Here is a 16,576-nt window from a genome sequence, read left to right as displayed (position 1 = left end):
AAACAGGCCGAATGCCATCATCTCTATCAACGCAGGCTTCTTGTCGCGATGACGCTGGTGCGATCCTGGCGACAGCCCATCGCGGCAAGAGCTTGGCGCGTCGCTCAAGGCGACGCGGTCGACAAAATCCGAAAGGAGTTCCAATGGCTAATCATCTTTCAGATGCCACCCGCCTTCAGGGTGAGCGGTGGCTCAAACACTATTATTTTGCGCGTGCCGCATTTTCTGTCCTGTGGGTCGCGCTCGCGTTCGCCATCGGGCAGCATGCCACGGCGATCGGAGCAGCACTGCTCATCGTCTATCCCGTATGGGATGCGCTGGCCAATTACGTCGACATGTCGCGTAGCGGTGGGATGCGTGAAAACCTTACTCAGGCTTTCAACGTCTTCGCTAGCGCGGTGATAGCGATTGCGGCGATTGTGGTATTGAGCGTCAACACAAGCCTGGTCCTTGATGTATTCGGAGTCTGGGCCGTTCTGTCCGGATTACTTCAGCTCGCCACCGCCGTCCGCCGCTGGAAGCACTTTGGTGCGCAATGGGCAATGATTTTGAGCGGGGGCCAGTCGGCGCTGGCGGGCGCGTTTTTTATCGCGCAGGCCCATGCATCAGCGCCTCCGGCGATTGTTAAAGTGGCTGGCTACGCAGGTGTCGGCGCGATCTATTTTCTTGTCTCCGCGTTGTGGCTATCGACCGGCCAACTGCGACGCAAGTTTGCATCGACGCATTAAATTCACACGTGAGGACGTCAATGCCGCGCTGATCCGGGCCGCGCCAGAACCCGTCACGCTCGCAGTCAAGGTTCGCAAACCTCGCCAGCGGTCTGCAGACAGCCACTGAACGGACTGACGCGCCCTGCCCGTTTCACCGCATTCCTTCAACGCTGCGTGAGCTTTAAACCGTTAAAGACAGACTCAAACCCGACATCAAGACTACGACATCTGTATCTGGCCAGCGCTACGACACTTCAGTCTGGCCTCGACATTGGATGTTACGGCAAAGCTGTGGTGTCGTACCTGGGCAAAGGTAGCAGACCGGGGGCGCATCAGAAGCTGCGTGGGAAAACCTGGAAACGTCAGAAATCTTGCAGATCGACGATCATGCGCCATCGTAGGATGTGGTCAAGCCGAATGGATGGAAGTTTCACTGACTGAGAATACAGCACAGTGACTGCGCGTATCCATTCATTCACTCGCGTATCCACACAGGCGAAAATCAACATGACGTCCCCGCAAACGCAAGCTGCGCCCGACTTTGATATGGCTACGGGCCTCCCCGAAGAGCTCAAGGCGCGATACCAGCATGTATCTCGCCCACCTGAGTTCGATTCCCCGGCGCAGGCGCGTTTGCACGGCAAGCAGCGCCTCGCGGCCGCGTTCCGGCTGTTCTCGAAGTTCGGCTTCGACGAAGGTGCGGCGGGCCACATCACGATGCGCGACCCCGAGTTCAGCGACACCTTCTGGGTCAATCCGTTCGGCGTGCATTTCAGTCAGGTGAAGGTGTCCAACCTGATCCGCTGCGACCACCATGGCAATGTCGTGGAGGGAGACCTCCCGGTCAACGCAGCGGCCTTTGCGATCCATTCGCGCGTGCACCAGGCGCGTCCCGACGCGATGGCAGCCGCGCATTCGCACAGTACCTACGGCAGAACGTGGTCGACGCTGGGCCGCCCGCTGGACCCGATCACACAGGATGTCTGCGCCTTCTACAACGACCATGCCGTCTACGATGAATTCGGCGGCGTGGCAGTGGAGTTGGACGAAGGCCAGCGCATAGCCGATGCACTGGGTTCGAACAAGGCGGCCATTCTGCAGAATCACGGTTTGCTGACAGTTGGCAAGACCGTGGACGAGGCCGCATGGTGGTTCATCACCATGGAGCGTTCATGCCAGGTGCAACTGATGGCGGAAGCCGCAGCGGCACACACCGGCGCACCGCTGAAGACGATTTCCGATGCCGCCGCGCGCCAGTCGCATTCGATTGTCGGCTCCGCGCAGGCAGGCTGGTTCCAGTTCCAGCTCCTCTACTCCCGCATCGTCAAGGAACAACCGGATCTGCTGGACTGAGTCCGTGGCCACGTCCATCCGCAATGACTAAACCCACCTACCCGATGAAAGACGTCCGGGTACTCCATCTCGGTAGCGCCTGGCCCGGCCGGGTTGCCGCAATGCTTCTTGCTGACCAAGGGGCGGAAGTCATCGAGATTGAGCCGCCGAATCGCCGGACTTCCGTCGACGATGCACTGCTGGATCGCGGCAAAACCGGCATCACGCTCGACCTCAAATCCGAATCGGGTCGACGCGCCGCCCTCGCGCTCGCCCAGGACGCGGACATCATTATCGAAAACCTCGGTCCGGGCCGAAGCGCAAGTTTCGGTGTTGACTATCCTGCAATCGAGGCCCTCAATCCCGCAGCCGTCTACATCTCGCTGCCCGCATTCGCATCACAGAGCGCGGAGAGCGACATACCCGGCTGGGAAGGCGTGATCGACGCGGTCTGCGGCGTGTATACCGACATTCATCTTGCCGGACCGTTGCGTGGCGGTGCCCCGCGCTTTACGTCCATTCCGCTGGCTTCGGCATACGGCGGCGTGCACGGGGCAATTGCCGCAAGCATGGGCTATCTCCATCGACTGCGCAGCGGTATCGGACAGTATATTGAAGTTCCGCTGGCAGACGCGGCGATGTCTGCGATGGCGCTGCTGGCGATGAATATTGAAAACCAGCCCGTGCGATTCGACCTCCCGCCGGTTGAAAAGGCGATGCGGGATGTCGCTTTCCCGATTCTTCGGGACCTCTCGACGCACCTCACGGCCGAACATACCGCCGCGTTGGACCGCTACCTGTCCGACTTCGCATGGCCGTTGTTCGCGACGTATAGCTGCTCGGATGGTAGGCAGATCTTCATCAATGCGGTCGAGCATGTCCAGCAGTCCCGTGCGCTCCTCCAGGCACTCGGGTTGCTCGATCGCATGATTGGCGACGGACTCGTACTTGGCAGTCCTTTCGACGAGAGCGGAGCTGATAACAACGTCAATCTGGCGACGCTGAGCGTCAGCTGGCGGCAGAAGTTGCGGAGCGCCTTCGAAGAACGCATTTCCACCCGGCCGGCCGCCGAATGGGAAACTGACCTTGCGCGCGCCGGCGTACCTGTCTCTATCGTTCGCACCACCAAAGAATGGCTCCAGCTCCCTTCCGCAATCGAAGGTGGCAACGTTACGTCACTGGTTGACCCGCGCCTTGGCGAGACTCGTCAAGCCGGTCGTTTCGTAACCTTGCTTGGCGCGAGTGGTAAAACGGTTTCGCCGGAATTGCGCCCCTACCGCCATATTGACGACCCGCTCGCGGCGCGGTGGTCCGGCAAACGTATCGAGCCCAAAGCATTCAACGCCGAGCGTAAGACCGTGCTGGAGGGTATCCGCGTGGTGGATATCTCCAATACGATTGCCGGCCCTGCGGCCGCACGGGTATTGGCTGAATTCGGAGCTGATGTCATTCGCATTGATCCGCCTGCACCGATTGCCGGCCCTCGCCACACCATGTGGTTCGGCATGGAAGTCAACCAGGGCAAGCGTGCCATCATCGTCGACCTGAAGACCGAAGAAGGCCGCGAGTCACTGCGCCGGATCGTTAAGCAATCCGACGTCATCATCCAGAATTTTCTCGACGAGTCGAGCCAGAGGCTGGGGATATCGTTTCCGCAGATCTCAGACGCTAATCCTTCCGCGATTGCGTGCCAGATAACCGCATGGCGCGGCCCCTTGGGCGGTCCCCGCAAGAACGACCCGGGCTACGATCCCGTCGTCCAGTTCGGCGTCGGCATTGCTTCCCGCTACGGCACCGCCGAGGAACCGGTCCTGCACGGCCTGGCGTCGTGTATCGACTACATAACCGGTTTCCTGTCTGCTCTGGGTATTGCTCAGTCGCTCATAGCAAGAGAACTGGGTCGCGGAAGCGCGAATGTAGAAACGTCCCTGAGTATGGGTGGCCAACTTGTGCAGTTCCCGTATGTCGTCGACAGCGTGAATCGACTGAACGAGCCGGAAGTTTCGCGAGCGACCGGCTATGGTCCGGCTCAGGCCGTTTATCGAGCAGCCGACGGTTGGATTTACCTCGGGGGCCGAGAGTCGTCTATTCAGGCGATTGCCGACACGTTGCAGGCCAACACCACGAGTTATGACGGAATCGCAGCCAGAATTCGTCAACTTAACAAGAGCGAAGTCTCTGAGGCAGTCGCGTGCGTCCCGCGTACCGCGGCGGTCGCGGTTCGACGGCTGGACGAGCTTCGCGCGGATTACGAGCTAGAAGGAATTCAAGAGAGCCCCATTGCAGCGGACACGCGCTCCATCGTGATGCAGCACTTTAACCATCATCCCAGTGGTTACACCGTTTCACTGCTTTTGCCCACGTGGTATCGGACTGCTCGCACTCCCATCGCGCAACTTCGGCCGGCGCCGCTTCCCGGTTCCGACACAGCAGAGGTTCTCCGGGATTTTGGATTTGGCCCCGAGGAAATCGCAGAGTTGAAGGAACGAGGCATCACCAGAGACGGGTGGTCTGTACTGCATCACTATCTTCCCCTCTGACTATTTTTGGGGACCGCGCAGAGGCGCAAGCTCTGATCGACGGCCAGGTTTTACTCCCGAAGTACGGTTTCCCGATGAAGCTGCGCATGATCGGAAAGTGCCGACCCATACATGCGCATCTGCCAACCCAGCGACCTGATCAGGCTGCCAGGGCATGACGGAACGGCTCGATCATCATCGACAATCGCAACATACGCAATTTGCAAAATGCCCTCTCGACCTCTCGTTTGAAGGGATGCGCCACCCCGTTGCAGCGCAACATGCGTTTGTCGAGATCGAGGCTGAGCGACTCGCCGCCGATACGCGAGGTCGCGTAGCCCGCCTTGCGCCGCAATACCGCCCGGATGCGCGCAAGAAGTTCGCGGACTTCGATCGGCTTGAGTACGCAATCGTCGCACCGACGTCAAGGCTGTGCACACGCGTCTCCAGATCGTCCAGTGCAGTGAGAATCAGCACGGGGACGTCATTGCCCGCGGCACGTAACGCGCGTAGCAGATCGATTCCGCCTGCGCCCGACAGCCCGGGATCGAGCAATACGACAGCGTAATAGGCCGTGTTGATGGCCACGCTGCCGGCCTTGCCGTCGCGCACCCAGTCGACACTGCAATCCGCATCCTTCAATGCACGAAGCAGGCTCTCGCCAATCTGCGAATCCTCTTAAACCAGTAAAACTCGCATGATGATCCACCGTTAGGGATAGCGTTCGCTCCACGTCGGGCGCACGCTATTGAAACTAATAATCCTCCTGTTGATTCGCATAACGTATGGTGATGAGCTTAAACCAGTTGGTATTCACGTTCGTGTATACGTTGCCCCCGCGCATGGTTTCGCTCTGGATCGAATCACGACAGGGGAGCAGACTTCTCGTCTGCATCGCCCTGTCCTCCTGAAGAATGACGCTATGGTCAGTCATTCCCGCCGGTTCAGTTACAGGTTTTTGGACAGAAAATGTGTGAAATGGGACAATGGTTTCTATGCCATACCTCGACACGACTGAGACCTTTGACCCCGACTCCTTCGATGCCGAGGTCATTGGCGTTGCCACCTCGCTGGATGATCACGATTCAGGCTCGCATCAGCACCAACGGGGGCAATTGCTGTATGCACGGCGAGGCTGCGTCCGGATCACCCTGGCTGACCGGTTGTGCCTGCTTCCCCCATCCAGAGCCGTTTGGATTCCACCGCTGACGGCGCATCGCGCAGTGATGCAGCAAGCCGTCGATTATCGATCGCTGTGGTTTCGGCCTGACCTGAGCGACTCGCTACCGGGTGATGTTCGGGTGATCGACGTGCGACCGTTGTTGCGCGCGGTCCTTGAGTCGATCGCATTCGCGGATTTTCATGAAGATTGGCGCCATGGTCGGCAGGCGCACCTGCTCGGACTTTGTATTCACGAAATACGCGACGCTCCGCAGGAGGCGATGTTGCTTCCGTTACCGACCGATCGGCGCCTCGTGAAGCTGACCTCCCGTCCGGATCGAATGCCGCCGGAATTGCAAGTGCTGGGAGGAGCGGTAGGAGCGAGTAGCAAGACCATCACCCGCATCTTCCAGAGGGAGACTGGGATGGGTTATCAACAGTGGCGTCAGCAGTGGCGTCTGATGCGAGCGATCGAACTGTTGGCCACCGGACACAGTATTACGTACACGGCGGCGGAACTGGAGTTTTCGAGTGATAGCGTTTTCATCGCTTTCTTTCGAAAAATGCTCGGCGACACCCCCAGGTCATATCTCGATCGGTCCCAGCAAAACTAGGCACCTTTGCAGCGACGCAACGTTGAGGCCAGCGCATGCACTATGCCGTGCCACCGGCCCGAACAAGCGCAAGCTCCAGTCGCCGTAATTCTCAACTCATTCTCGCCCCCTATCTTCACGCCACCGGATCGATCCATAAACGAAGTCGATTGCAAGATTCGGTCACGTCCCGCCACATACATCGTGGCGGTTGCAGGGTTGATCGAAGGAGACGCCGTGAGCTTCAATCCAGAAATCATTGCCGTCGTGGTGATCGCTGGCGTGTTCTGTGGCTTTCTCAATACCGTTGCGTCATCGGGATCGGCGATATCGCTGCCTGTTCTCATGTCGATCGGCCTGCACGCCGCTGCCGCAAATGCGACCAATCGCGTTCCGGTTCTCGTCGGCGCCCTTGCCGCGACGGCGGGCCTCGCACGCAGTGGAGCGATTCCGTGGCGACGCGCGCTAATCGTCGCTGCCCCGATGACGCTCGGCGCAGCCCTTGGCGCGCTTGCGAGCGAACAGCTTCCAGGACATGACCTTCGCAAGATCATCGTTGGCGCGGTGATCATCGCGCTGCTTCTGATATTCGCCAAGCTCAAGGATCTGCTGAACGCCGCGGGAGACCGCGAGGTACACCTGGGCGTTAAGCAGATGTCGCTACTTTTTCTCGTCGGATTCTGGGCAGGTTTCATCGTGCTCGACTCCGGCACTTACATCCTGCTCGTGCTCGTACTTGCATCGGGACTGACGCTTGTCGAAGCGAATGCCATCAAGAACTTCGCTACGCTAATAACGACCGCGGTCGCGATGCTGATTTTTGCCGAACACCAAAGCGTCGACTGGACGAACGGAGGAATCATGGCGCTGGGCAGTCTAGTTGGCGGGATTCTGGGTGCGCGCGTCGCAATCTCAGCTCAGGCGCGACGCTGGATCATCGGCTTGCTGATCGTCGTCGTTGTGGGTGAACTAGTGCATCTGGCAGTGCCGATTCAGTGGCTCGACAAACGGGTCATTCCCGCGATCGATACGTTTGCCACCGTGCATATCGGGACAAAGCCGAACGTCGCCCTTGGTGTCTAGTTTATGTCTCTTGCGCTGCTCATATAGATCGTTTCCTTGATATTATCCCCCCTCGGGGCGCCATGGGACGTCGCCCCACATATTGATCAAAGTCCCCCCGAAAACATTTTGTTGTGCTGATTCTTTCGAGTATTTCGCCCATGCTGTTAAAGCGGGCGCAGTCCGTATCGGGGAATTCTCGAAGTGGTTGATGGCAAGTCCCGCCTTTCTGGCCTCGCACAAATTGAGCGACGACCCACCCTCAACGTCCACCCTCCCCTTTATCGGTCTTTCTGTCCTGGCTCACCCCACACGATGCCAGCTTAAGAACGCTCGCGGCGAACAAAAAGAGCTCATTTTTTTCACAGGCACTCCTCATGGACACGATGCCGGCATGCCGCGCCGCCGCTGTTGCCGGAGCCGGAGTTGCCCGACTGCCCGACTTTACGATCGGGGCTGACTTCGAGAGCGGCCGTCTGGTAAGTATCTATGACGAATGGGCAACCACGGCGCCTATCCAGGTCGTCATTCCGCCAGGAAAACATACGTCTGCGAAGGTTCGGGCGTTCATCGACACGTCGCAGCTAGAGAAAGTCGTCGGCACTTGGCGCTATCAAAACTAATCCGACGCGGCAAACAGGTGTTGCGCCATGAAGTCGACGAACACGCGAATTTTAGGCGCCAGATGTCTGCTCGACGGCCAAACCGCTCGAATGACGTTCGAACCCACGATCCCATCGTCCAGGACCGTCGCAACCAAACCTTCAGCAAGCTGCTTCCTGACTGCAAAATCAGGCAAACACGCCATGCCGAATCCGCATTCCACGAGCCTCGCCATCGCCTCTATCGTATTGGCGACAGCAGTAACCGGCACGACCGACTCGTGCGCTGCTTCTGCTGAACTGATCAGCGGCCATGGTTCCAGTTTTCCCGTCGTCGCGCACCTATGATGCAGGCACCTATGCGAGCGAAGATCGTTCACTGATTGCGGCTTTCCAGCGCGCAAAAAGTACTCTCGCGAGCCAACGAGAACCAGCCGGTAGACACCCAGGTCGCGCGAGACTAGCCGCGAATCGTTTGCCTCTCCGATTCGAACCGCAACGTCGAAGCCATCGTCGATCAGGTCGACAAGATGATCACTGAACACCAGGTCCAGTTCGATCGCAGGATAAGCCTGCGCGAACTTGTTTAGTGCTGGAACGAGCAACGCAGGGAGCATGGGCAGACTCAGGCGAAGCCTACCGGCGGGCGTCCCCTTCGCCGACCTGAGCATCTGCTGCACCGCGTCCATCTCCGAGACGATTCGCATGCAACTTTGCAGTAATAACTCGCCTTCCTGGGTGAGCGCCACACTGCGTGCATTTCGATGAAAGAGTCTGACCGACAGTTTGTTCTCCAGCCGGCTCGCGGCCTTTCCAACCGCCGACGTGGATATGCCAAGACGCCTCGCTGCGGCGGTAAAGCTACCCGATTCGGCGACATGCATAAAGGCACCGAACGCGTTAAAACCATCCACCTCTTTCATTCCTTCGACTGATAGGGACGCTTGAATAGCCTAGGTCAGAGCGACCGCGTTTAAACACAATTTTCCCCTACCTCATGCTTGCCGCGCCAGCTACAACGCGAGCAGTTTTTGCATCAATCTGGAAACTGACAATTTGCGATTCGTGCACCCTTCCCCGTATTGTCCCTAACGATTTTTCATGTAAACACGTCTGCGACCCCTCAAAAAAAGTACCACGACAAAGTGCCGCGTGAGTGGACACAACGGTCCACACAGTTGGGAGCGAAAGGAGACTAGACCCTTGAAATGCCCGCCTCTAGAATCCGACGCAAATACGGTCGCCGATCCATTCGCTTAACCGAAGCTCTCTGCGGCGCAATCACCTAAGGAGTCGATCACTGACTACGCAATGCAGGTTTGTGAAGCGCTTGCCGCGACAGGCTTTGACGTCTCGATGACTGATCCGGGCGGTATCAGCATGGCCGTCGGCAAGATGTCCAGTTCGGTAGCGTCGTCAGGTGACCCACTTACGACATTAGCGCAGCAAATGCCGGCCGGCCTTATCACCCCGCCCACGAGCGACGACGCATACGACGGCAGCATTTCGCAGTCGGCCGCCGAGAAGGTGATCCAGCAGTTTGGTGGAACGAAGAATCAAGCGAACCATATCTTCGCTGCGCTGGACACCGACAAAAACGGTTCGATAGCCAATACAGAACTGCTGAAGGCCATGTCCGAGTTCGGCAGCAGCACCGCAAGCTCAGGGATGCAAGCACTCGAGCAACTGCTCGTCCCCTATGGAGACAGCACCGTCACGGACGGCGAATTTCTCAGTTTTGGATCCGCAATGGTGGCTGCGGAAAAGCCCGCGACCTGAGAGCGCGGTTCAGGTTTGCGGCCGAGGGGCAACGCATCGCCCCAGCGGTTGAAGGCAAACCGGGCAAGGTCGTGCAGGTTCAGTCGCTATAACGAACCCATAGCTATCGCCGCAGCATGAACTCTGCTGCACGCTCACCAATTACGACGCACGGTGCCATGGTATTTCCGCTCGTGACTCGTGGAAGAACAGACGCATCCGCCACGCGCAAGCCTTCGACGCCATAAACTCTCAGTTTGCTATCCACGACTGACATGGCATCACGGCCCATCCTGGCGGTGCCACTTTGATGCCAGAACGTCGTGAGTCCGTCGCGAATGTACTGTGAGAGGCCGTCAGGTTCGAACGAATATGGCGCGACCTGATGTCCACTAAAACCCGCAAGCGCAGGCGCGCTGCCCATTTCGCGTGCGAAGTTCAGGCCACTAATCAGGTCGGCGAGATCCTGCGGCTCGGCCAGGTAATTGGCGTTAATCCGCACGGGGTCCGTGGGCGCGGCACCGGTGAGGTGAACACTGCCGCGGCTTTGCGGCCGCATTCCGATCACCTGGGTCCAGCTGTTTGCTGGTGGATCGGCACGCAGCGCGTTTTCTGGCGTGAGATACGCGCCGGAAATGGCGTAGCTATAAAAGTTCGGGCTGTCCAGCTCAGGACGGCTTTTCCAGAAACACGCTGTCTGGCTTCGAGGAGAACTGCCCAGCACTTCGCCCTTGCTCGCCCACACAGATGCGATGGACACGTGATCGTGCAGATTGCGGCCCACGCCCTCCAGGATCTGCAACGCAGGGATCTCAGCGTGCCTCAACTCGGCCGCAGGGCCGATTCCGGATTGCATCAATAGCTTGGGCGTGTGGATAGCGCCTAATGAAAGAACGACTTCGCGAGTCGCTTCGGCCATTATTACGTTGCCCTGATAGTTGAATTCGACCTTTGTCGCCCGGCGGCCATCGAAAAGAATACGGCTGGCGAGAGCCCCAGTCAGCACGGTCAGATTAGGTTGCGCCATCAGCGGGTACACATAGGAGCGGAAAATCGACTGCCGTTTGCCGTTGCAAACCGTTTCGTCCACCAGTGCGCTGCCACCTGCCGCTTCCATCATGCGCCCATTCGCGTTGGGAAAGCGGGCGAGCCCCATCGATTCGGCACCCGCCAGCAGGCGCTCAGAAAAGGGAAAGGGCTCCTGCGCCGGCTGAACGTGCACCGTGCCATGTGTGCCTCGATAGTCGGGGTCCGGGTCGCCTGCCCACTTTTCAATTCGGCTGCGATATAACTCCAGAACGGCCCGATAGCTCCACGCCTCATCGGCCGCCTCAGCGGCATAAAAGTCCCAGTCTGCCTGATGCCCACGCGACCACGTCGACACATTGATGCTGGAGCCGCCGCCGAGTACCTTTCCCATCGAATAAGCGAGCGCACGTCCGTTTAACTGTGGATTAGCGTCCGCGACGAATGCCCAGTCCATCTCACCGCCAAGCGTCAATGGCCAGCGGTTCGGATCTTGTACGAGTTCGGTCTCGTCATGTCCGCCTGCTTCGATAAGCAAAACCCGCAGGTTAGGGTCTGCGGCGAGCCTTGCTGCTACCACGCATCCCGAAGTGCCCGCTCCGCACACGATGAAATCAAAAGGCGAGCTGATTCGAGCGGCCAACTCGCGCTGATTGTGCCGAACCTGCGCGGCGAATTCTTCATTTGTCACTGTGACCATGCTGATTCCCGATAGTGGACTGTCTCAAGCTTCGTCGATTACGACGCGAATGGTCCGAGGTTATCAACCAGACAGAGGGCCAGATTGACTCGCTATGTCAGATCGATTGACTGAAACGCGCGTTTGCTTCGGCGAGTGGCCTTCACACGCCGCTGTACGACATGGGCGAACTGTTTAAGGGACCGAGCCAGTAACCTGCGAAATTTTCACCGCAAATTGCCATTCCCCCGGCCTCAGCTTCGTCGCGCGCGCCTTGACCTTGAAGTTTTGGGGAATAAATGCGGCGGTCTGGTGTTCACCTACAAAATGCCTCGCGCTGAAGGGAGCGCATCGCCGAAATGTCTAGTGATCCCGAATATGTCGGTCAGGTTGCAGAATTGGTTAGGAGAAGATCATGAGAAATCGCACCGTACTGAGCGAGTGGTGCGGTCGCGCACTGGATCGAGCCACATGGATCGATCACATGCACGAAGAGGGCATCGACTGCCGCTTTGATGCCATACCGGCGGACGGCAGATCTGTGGCGGTGGACTGGCACCCCGCAGGAGAACTATGCATTGGAAAGGCCGAGCTGGCTTCAGTCCGCTTGTCCCCCGCGTCACGCCGTCTTGCGGGACTTGGCGATCATGTTTTTCTGAAAGTGGTGCAAAGCGGGGTGTTGGTCGTCGAACAAAACAAGCGGATGCACCGTTTCGACGCTGGCAGCATGCTGGTGGTCGACCCGTCGTACGGATTTAATGATTTCTACGGCGACGTGACGCGAGTCGCTATCCTGCGCATGCCCCGCAGCGCGCTGAAAGACAGAGGACTCCGCTATAGCTTCAGTGAACCGCATACGGCCGATCTCGGTTCAGATGACGTTAAAGCGGTGCGTGAATTTATGTTTCGCACCGCTCAGCAGTCAGGCGCGACCAGCGAGACGCTGTTGGACCGTTTTGGCCAGCAGTGCCTTGACCTGTTGGACGTGGTCTTGGATAGCTCACCTGCCGCGGCGCGTGGGCACACCAACGCCACCATCGTGCTGCGCACCAGACAGGTCGTATTGCGCCTTCTGGCCGATCCCGGCCTCAGCGTCAGCAGAATAGCCTCCGAATTGAACATGTCTGCCAGCGCCCTGACGAGAGCACTGAAAGCCGCTGGCATGTCGCCGATGCGGTATGCGTGGTCGCTAAGACTGGAGCAGGCGGCACGTCTGCTCGGAGACACGGCAAAAGACAACGTCCGGGCCAAGGAAGTCGCTTATCGCTGCGGATTTTCCGATGCGGCGCACTTTAGCCGCGTGTTCAAGGCACGTTATGGGGCCTCGCCCCGCGAATTCGCATCGCTCAAGACGTCGGTCTCGAGGCAGGATAATTAAGGAGCGATGCGACGGCGGAATTTCGTTTTGATCTTTGCCACACGGATTCATCGGGCCACCATGGCTCCCTCTCGCTATGAATCAGATCAGGTGCAATGAACGCTGAGCCAGCTCAAAATCTGGAACGCTTTCTAATCGCTCGTTGTAAACGCCGCATTTTCCGCGATGATTTTTAGTAGAAAGTCCATGACTGCCCGTACTTGCGGCAAACGGCGCAGATCCCGATGCACGGCCATCCAGATATCCCGTGAAAATCGTTCGCCATCGTAGGCGACGCGCCGCAGATTCGGATCAGTGTCTGCGACGAAGCACGGTAGGCCAGCCACGCCGGCGCCTGCCTGAGCCGCTGCAAGGTGACCCGTGATGTCGCCGATTTCGCATGCAATGGGCCGCCCTCTTACGACGTTCATCAACCAGGTCTGCTGTGGCCTATCCGCGATTCCGGCATCGTAGACGATGAACTCCCAGGCAGCCGGATTGTGCAGATGCGGGTAGTCCTTGCTTGCGTAAAGGTTAAACGACATACGCCCCAGCTTTCGTACCACCGTAGTCGCTTCTTTTGGCCGAACCAGCCGTAGGGCGATGTCCGCTTCGCGTCGACTCAGCGAAACTTGCCGTGGCTCGCCCGAAACAGACAACTGCACGCCTGGATGTGCAATCCGGAAGTCCGCAAGGTGCTTCACCAAAAAACTGGCTACCAGTACAGGCGGGGCGCTCAGTGAGACCTTGCCGCTTAGTGGGGAAAGGCTGACATCCAGGAAGCGCTCGATCGCGTAGGCATTCTCTTCCATTCCCTGGGCCAGTTCGAACACCCGCTGGCCAGCCTGAGTGAGCTTGCAGGATCGGGGCAAACGCTCAACCAGACGGGTCTTCATCTCGTCCTCCAATGCGCTCAAGCGTCGGCTCACCGTCGCGTGATCGACCTTCAGACTGCGCGCGGCCCCCGAAAACGTACCGATGCGGGCGAGCGCGAGGAAATGACGCATATTTTCCCAATCGAACATCGGTGCATTTTCCCAAGGATGCCGTGCGGTTATGGGGAATATTCGCACGAAGCTGATGTGTCTACCATGGGGACTTCTTCAGCCGACAAGGTTTATTGCCCGATGAGCACGTCCCTGACCAGCCATCAAAGCGCCAGACACCGTGTTGGGCAACCTGCTGGTCGCGCACATCGGCTGGCCCATCATGTCCCGCTCAACCTACCGACTGGCCTGTGCACATATATAGGTCCGAAACATGAGAACTGTTGAATCTCGCCGCATCGTGTTAGCGGTGCTTGTCTCGCTCTGCTTCATGGCGGGGATCGCCGGAGCCGCTTCGGCGGCCGGCGTGACTTTGCTTCTTTTTCCTGAGTTAGCGGCACTGTCCTACGACGTATTCCTGCGTCCGCGCGGCACCTGGGCCCGCGCGCCCTGGATGCTCGCGCTCTCTCCGGCCGTGACTGCCGTGCTGGGTGTACTCGTCACCCGTTATCTGCCCTATTCCGCTGCGTCCATTGCGATCTGCATCGTGGGGGCATTCATCATTCTCAAGTTGATGCGCTCGCCCATCGTGCCGGCCATCTCGGCCTGCTTTCTCGCTCTCTCACTCGGCGAGAAAAGCTGGCTGTATCCGCTCTCGATTCTGCTCGGCACGGGTGCGCTTGCCGTCCTGTCCTCGACATACCGGAGGTTCTTCGACAAACAAGCCGCACACGCCGCGCCGAGTGCCGCCGATCGGATCGACGATGAAATCGAATCGCTGCCCGAGCAGCTCCTGTGGGTGCCGTTCTTCGCAGCGTTTCTCGGCGCCACCTACCTGCTTTCGATGGCGACCGGAATGAGAATGGTATTTTTCCCGCCGCTCGTCGTGATTGCCTTCGAAATGTTCGCGCATGCAGACGTCTGTCCGTGGGCCCAGCGGCCGGTACTGTTGCCCGCGGTATGCACGCTCGCGGCGGCAGCCGGCGTTGCTGCGCTGGCGACATTTGGTCCAGGCATGGCCTCAACTGTCCTGGCCATGCTGTTCGGCGTCGTCATGCTACGCGTGACTCGTCTGCATGCAATTCCCGCGCTTGCGATAGCGCTTCTGCCGCAAGTCATAACGCGCGCCGACTGGCATTTCCCGCTCGCAGTAGGCATAGGTAGCACGTTCTTGACAGCGAGTTTTCTGCTCTTCGAGAAATCGTCGGGAGCCGGACGCCAGGTCGCGCAATAGCGGGCGGATGCGGCAGCAAGACAATCTGGTACTGTAAGATTGGTGTTACGCAAGAATTGATCGACAATGGCTAACTCCGATGCGGATGCGATCAAAGTAAATGCCCAGGCGCGACCCAGTGCTTCATCGTAGCCAGAAGGCCCCCATGACACCGGGGCGCCAGCTGCTTCTCATCATTGGCGCGATACTGCTGCTGGCCGTGCTAGGCTGGGCGCTGGCAACCGTACTTGAGCCAGCCAACCAGCGCACGATTGTCATCACAACTGGGGCGGACAAGGGTATCTATCGCAGTTTTGCCGATCGTTATGCCCCCATCCTGAAGCGCGACGGCATAAAGCTTGATATCCGCAGCTCTTCAGGCTCGGTCGAAAATTATGAACGGCTGGCGAACCCAGATAGCGAATACGAAGTGGGCTTTATCCAATCGGGCACCACCAGTCCGAAAGAAACAGACCACCTGCAGACCATCGCTGCTGTTTCATATGAGCCGATCTGGGTGTTTTATCGCGGTGACACCACCATCGACCGCCTGGCACAGTTGCGCGGCACAAGGGTTGGCATTGGGGTTGCCGGCAGCGGCCTGCTCAACGTCTCCCAAGTCTTGCTTGGCTATAGCGGCATCACCGGCAGCAACACCACGCTGCTGCAAATGGATGCAGCCAAGGCCTATCAAAGGCTGGAAGACGGCAGTCTGGATGCCGCATTCTTTATCGGCAGGCCGGATGCCGAGATGCAGCGAACGCTACTGAACAGCAATCTGAAGCTGATGAGTTTTGCTCAGGCCGATGCCCTGGTGCAGAAATTCCCGTCTCTCTCCAAGATTGTTTTCCCGCGCGGCTCGACCAGCATCGTCAACGATCTTCCGCGCTCGGACGTCACGCTGCTGGCCGCTACCGCTCTGCTCGTCGCTAAGGACTCCCTGCATCCTGCACTCGTCTACCTGCTTCTGGACGCGGCTAAGACCGTCCACGGCGGCGAGGATTACTTCACGCCGATCGGCACGTTCCCGAACCTGAACACCGAGGAATTTCCGGTCTCGGACGAAAGTACGCGGTACTTCAAATCCGGCCGCCCCTTTCTGCAGCGCTATCTTCCATTCTGGCTCGCGAGCTTTATCGAAAGGCGACTGCTGATCCTGCTCCCCTTCATGGCCTTACTGATAGGTTTGCTTCAGGCATTGCCGCGCGTGGCGGAGGCGCGGATAAAAAACCGGCTCGTGGTCTGGTATCGCGAAATCAAAGCGCTAGAAGACGAGATATGGAGAAACAGGCAACCGACCCCGGATCAGATTGCGCAATGGCGGGATGAAATCGAGAACATTGATGCGCATGCCAGCCGGATACGGATTCCGCAGCGCTATCTTCGGGATGTTTACGCCCTCAAGCAGGCAATTAGAGTCGTACGGGACCGGATCTTCCAGGTGGGTTCTGACCGATAGGCCAGGCATTGGACCAGGGTGCTTCACGCACTCTCGAAGGGCGGAGTCTCGGAAGGCGGCAGCATATCGGATACGCCGTGCAGCCTCTCATGCATCGCCCGTTGCCTGGCTCTAGTGAA

13 protein-coding genes and 1 pseudogene are annotated in these 16,576 nt (G+C 58.6%); 10 read left to right on the top strand and 4 right to left on the bottom strand.

All coding sequences use genetic code 11. The features are described 5' to 3' along the window. The first annotated feature begins 143 nt into the window (after positions 1–143). The 3 genes from P3T40_RS21595 to P3T40_RS21585 all read left to right on the top strand — a co-directional run bounded on the left by P3T40_RS21595 (position 144) and on the right by P3T40_RS21585 (position 4,582). A complete protein-coding gene (locus tag P3T40_RS21595; protein WP_429269822.1) occupies positions 144–728 on the top strand; it encodes a DUF308 domain-containing protein in 585 nt (194 codons plus the stop codon). 489 nt (positions 729–1,217) lie between these two features. Continuing rightward, positions 1,218–2,063 carry a class II aldolase/adducin family protein gene (locus P3T40_RS21590; RefSeq protein WP_429269760.1) on the top strand — a complete coding sequence of 282 codons (846 nt, stop codon included), beginning with the start codon at positions 1,218–1,220 and terminating at the stop codon, positions 2,061–2,063. A 23-nt stretch (positions 2,064–2,086) separates the two neighbouring features. Next, entirely contained in the window at positions 2,087–4,582 is a 2,496-nt protein-coding gene (locus P3T40_RS21585) for a CoA transferase (protein ID WP_429269759.1), read from the top strand. Positions 4,583–4,820: 238 nt separating this feature from the next. Here the strand turns inward: P3T40_RS21585 and P3T40_RS21580 are convergent. After that, a pseudogene (locus P3T40_RS21580) lies at positions 4,821–5,227 on the bottom strand (response regulator); the annotation flags it as partial. Between the two features lie 329 nt (positions 5,228–5,556). On the opposite strand from P3T40_RS21580, the gene P3T40_RS21575 reads away from it, so the two are divergent. From P3T40_RS21575 to P3T40_RS21565, 3 genes are all read left to right on the top strand, one after another. After that, positions 5,557–6,336, top strand: a complete 780-nt coding sequence (locus P3T40_RS21575; protein WP_429269758.1) for an AraC family transcriptional regulator — start codon at positions 5,557–5,559, stop codon at positions 6,334–6,336. Between the two features lie 216 nt (positions 6,337–6,552). Further along, positions 6,553–7,398: a sulfite exporter TauE/SafE family protein gene (locus tag P3T40_RS21570; RefSeq protein WP_429269757.1), complete on the top strand. Its 846-nt coding sequence runs from the start codon at positions 6,553–6,555 to the stop codon at positions 7,396–7,398. 272 nt (positions 7,399–7,670) lie between these two features. After that, positions 7,671–8,000 (top strand): LysR substrate-binding domain-containing protein, encoded by a 330-nt coding sequence (locus tag P3T40_RS21565; RefSeq protein WP_429269821.1) that lies wholly within the window; start codon positions 7,671–7,673, stop codon positions 7,998–8,000. Here the strand turns inward: P3T40_RS21565 and P3T40_RS21560 are convergent. Continuing rightward, positions 7,997–8,902 carry a LysR family transcriptional regulator gene (locus tag P3T40_RS21560; RefSeq protein ID WP_429269756.1) on the bottom strand — a complete coding sequence of 302 codons (906 nt, stop codon included), beginning with the start codon at positions 8,900–8,902 and terminating at the stop codon, positions 7,997–7,999. The genes P3T40_RS21565 and P3T40_RS21560 overlap by 4 nt on opposite strands. Before the next feature lie 457 nt (positions 8,903–9,359). On the opposite strand from P3T40_RS21560, the gene P3T40_RS21555 reads away from it, so the two are divergent. Further along, positions 9,360–9,758, top strand: a complete 399-nt coding sequence (locus P3T40_RS21555; RefSeq protein WP_429269755.1) for a hypothetical protein — start codon at positions 9,360–9,362, stop codon at positions 9,756–9,758. 103 nt (positions 9,759–9,861) lie between these two features. Here P3T40_RS21555 and P3T40_RS21550 read toward each other — a convergent pair whose 3' ends face one another. Then, positions 9,862–11,463, bottom strand: a complete 1,602-nt coding sequence (locus P3T40_RS21550; RefSeq protein WP_429269754.1) for a GMC family oxidoreductase — start codon at positions 11,461–11,463, stop codon at positions 9,862–9,864. Positions 11,464–11,857: 394 nt separating this feature from the next. Here P3T40_RS21550 and P3T40_RS21545 point away from each other — a divergent pair, with 394 nt between their 5' ends. Beyond that, the gene (locus tag P3T40_RS21545) at positions 11,858–12,820 is read left to right on the top strand and encodes a helix-turn-helix domain-containing protein (RefSeq protein ID WP_429269753.1); all 963 of its coding nucleotides are present in this window, start codon (positions 11,858–11,860) and stop codon (positions 12,818–12,820) included. Between the two features lie 131 nt (positions 12,821–12,951). On the opposite strand, the gene P3T40_RS21540 is transcribed toward P3T40_RS21545, so the two are convergent. After that, positions 12,952–13,824, bottom strand: coding sequence for a LysR family transcriptional regulator (locus tag P3T40_RS21540; protein WP_429269752.1), 873 nt, complete (start codon positions 13,822–13,824; stop codon positions 12,952–12,954). Positions 13,825–14,059: 235 nt separating this feature from the next. Between P3T40_RS21540 and P3T40_RS21535 the strand changes: the two genes are divergently transcribed. Both P3T40_RS21535 and P3T40_RS21530 read left to right on the top strand, forming a co-directional pair. Further along, a complete protein-coding gene (locus P3T40_RS21535) occupies positions 14,060–15,019 on the top strand; it encodes an HPP family protein (protein ID WP_429269751.1) in 960 nt (319 codons plus the stop codon). 145 nt (positions 15,020–15,164) lie between these two features. Then, positions 15,165–16,457, top strand: coding sequence for a TAXI family TRAP transporter solute-binding subunit (locus P3T40_RS21530; RefSeq protein WP_429269750.1), 1,293 nt, complete (start codon positions 15,165–15,167; stop codon positions 16,455–16,457). Positions 16,458–16,576 lie beyond the last annotated feature (119 nt).

Source organism: Paraburkholderia sp. EB58 (assembly GCF_050436665.1).
Taxonomy (GTDB): domain Bacteria; phylum Pseudomonadota; class Gammaproteobacteria; order Burkholderiales; family Burkholderiaceae; genus Paraburkholderia.
This window is presented reverse-complemented; position numbering and strand designations above follow the sequence as displayed.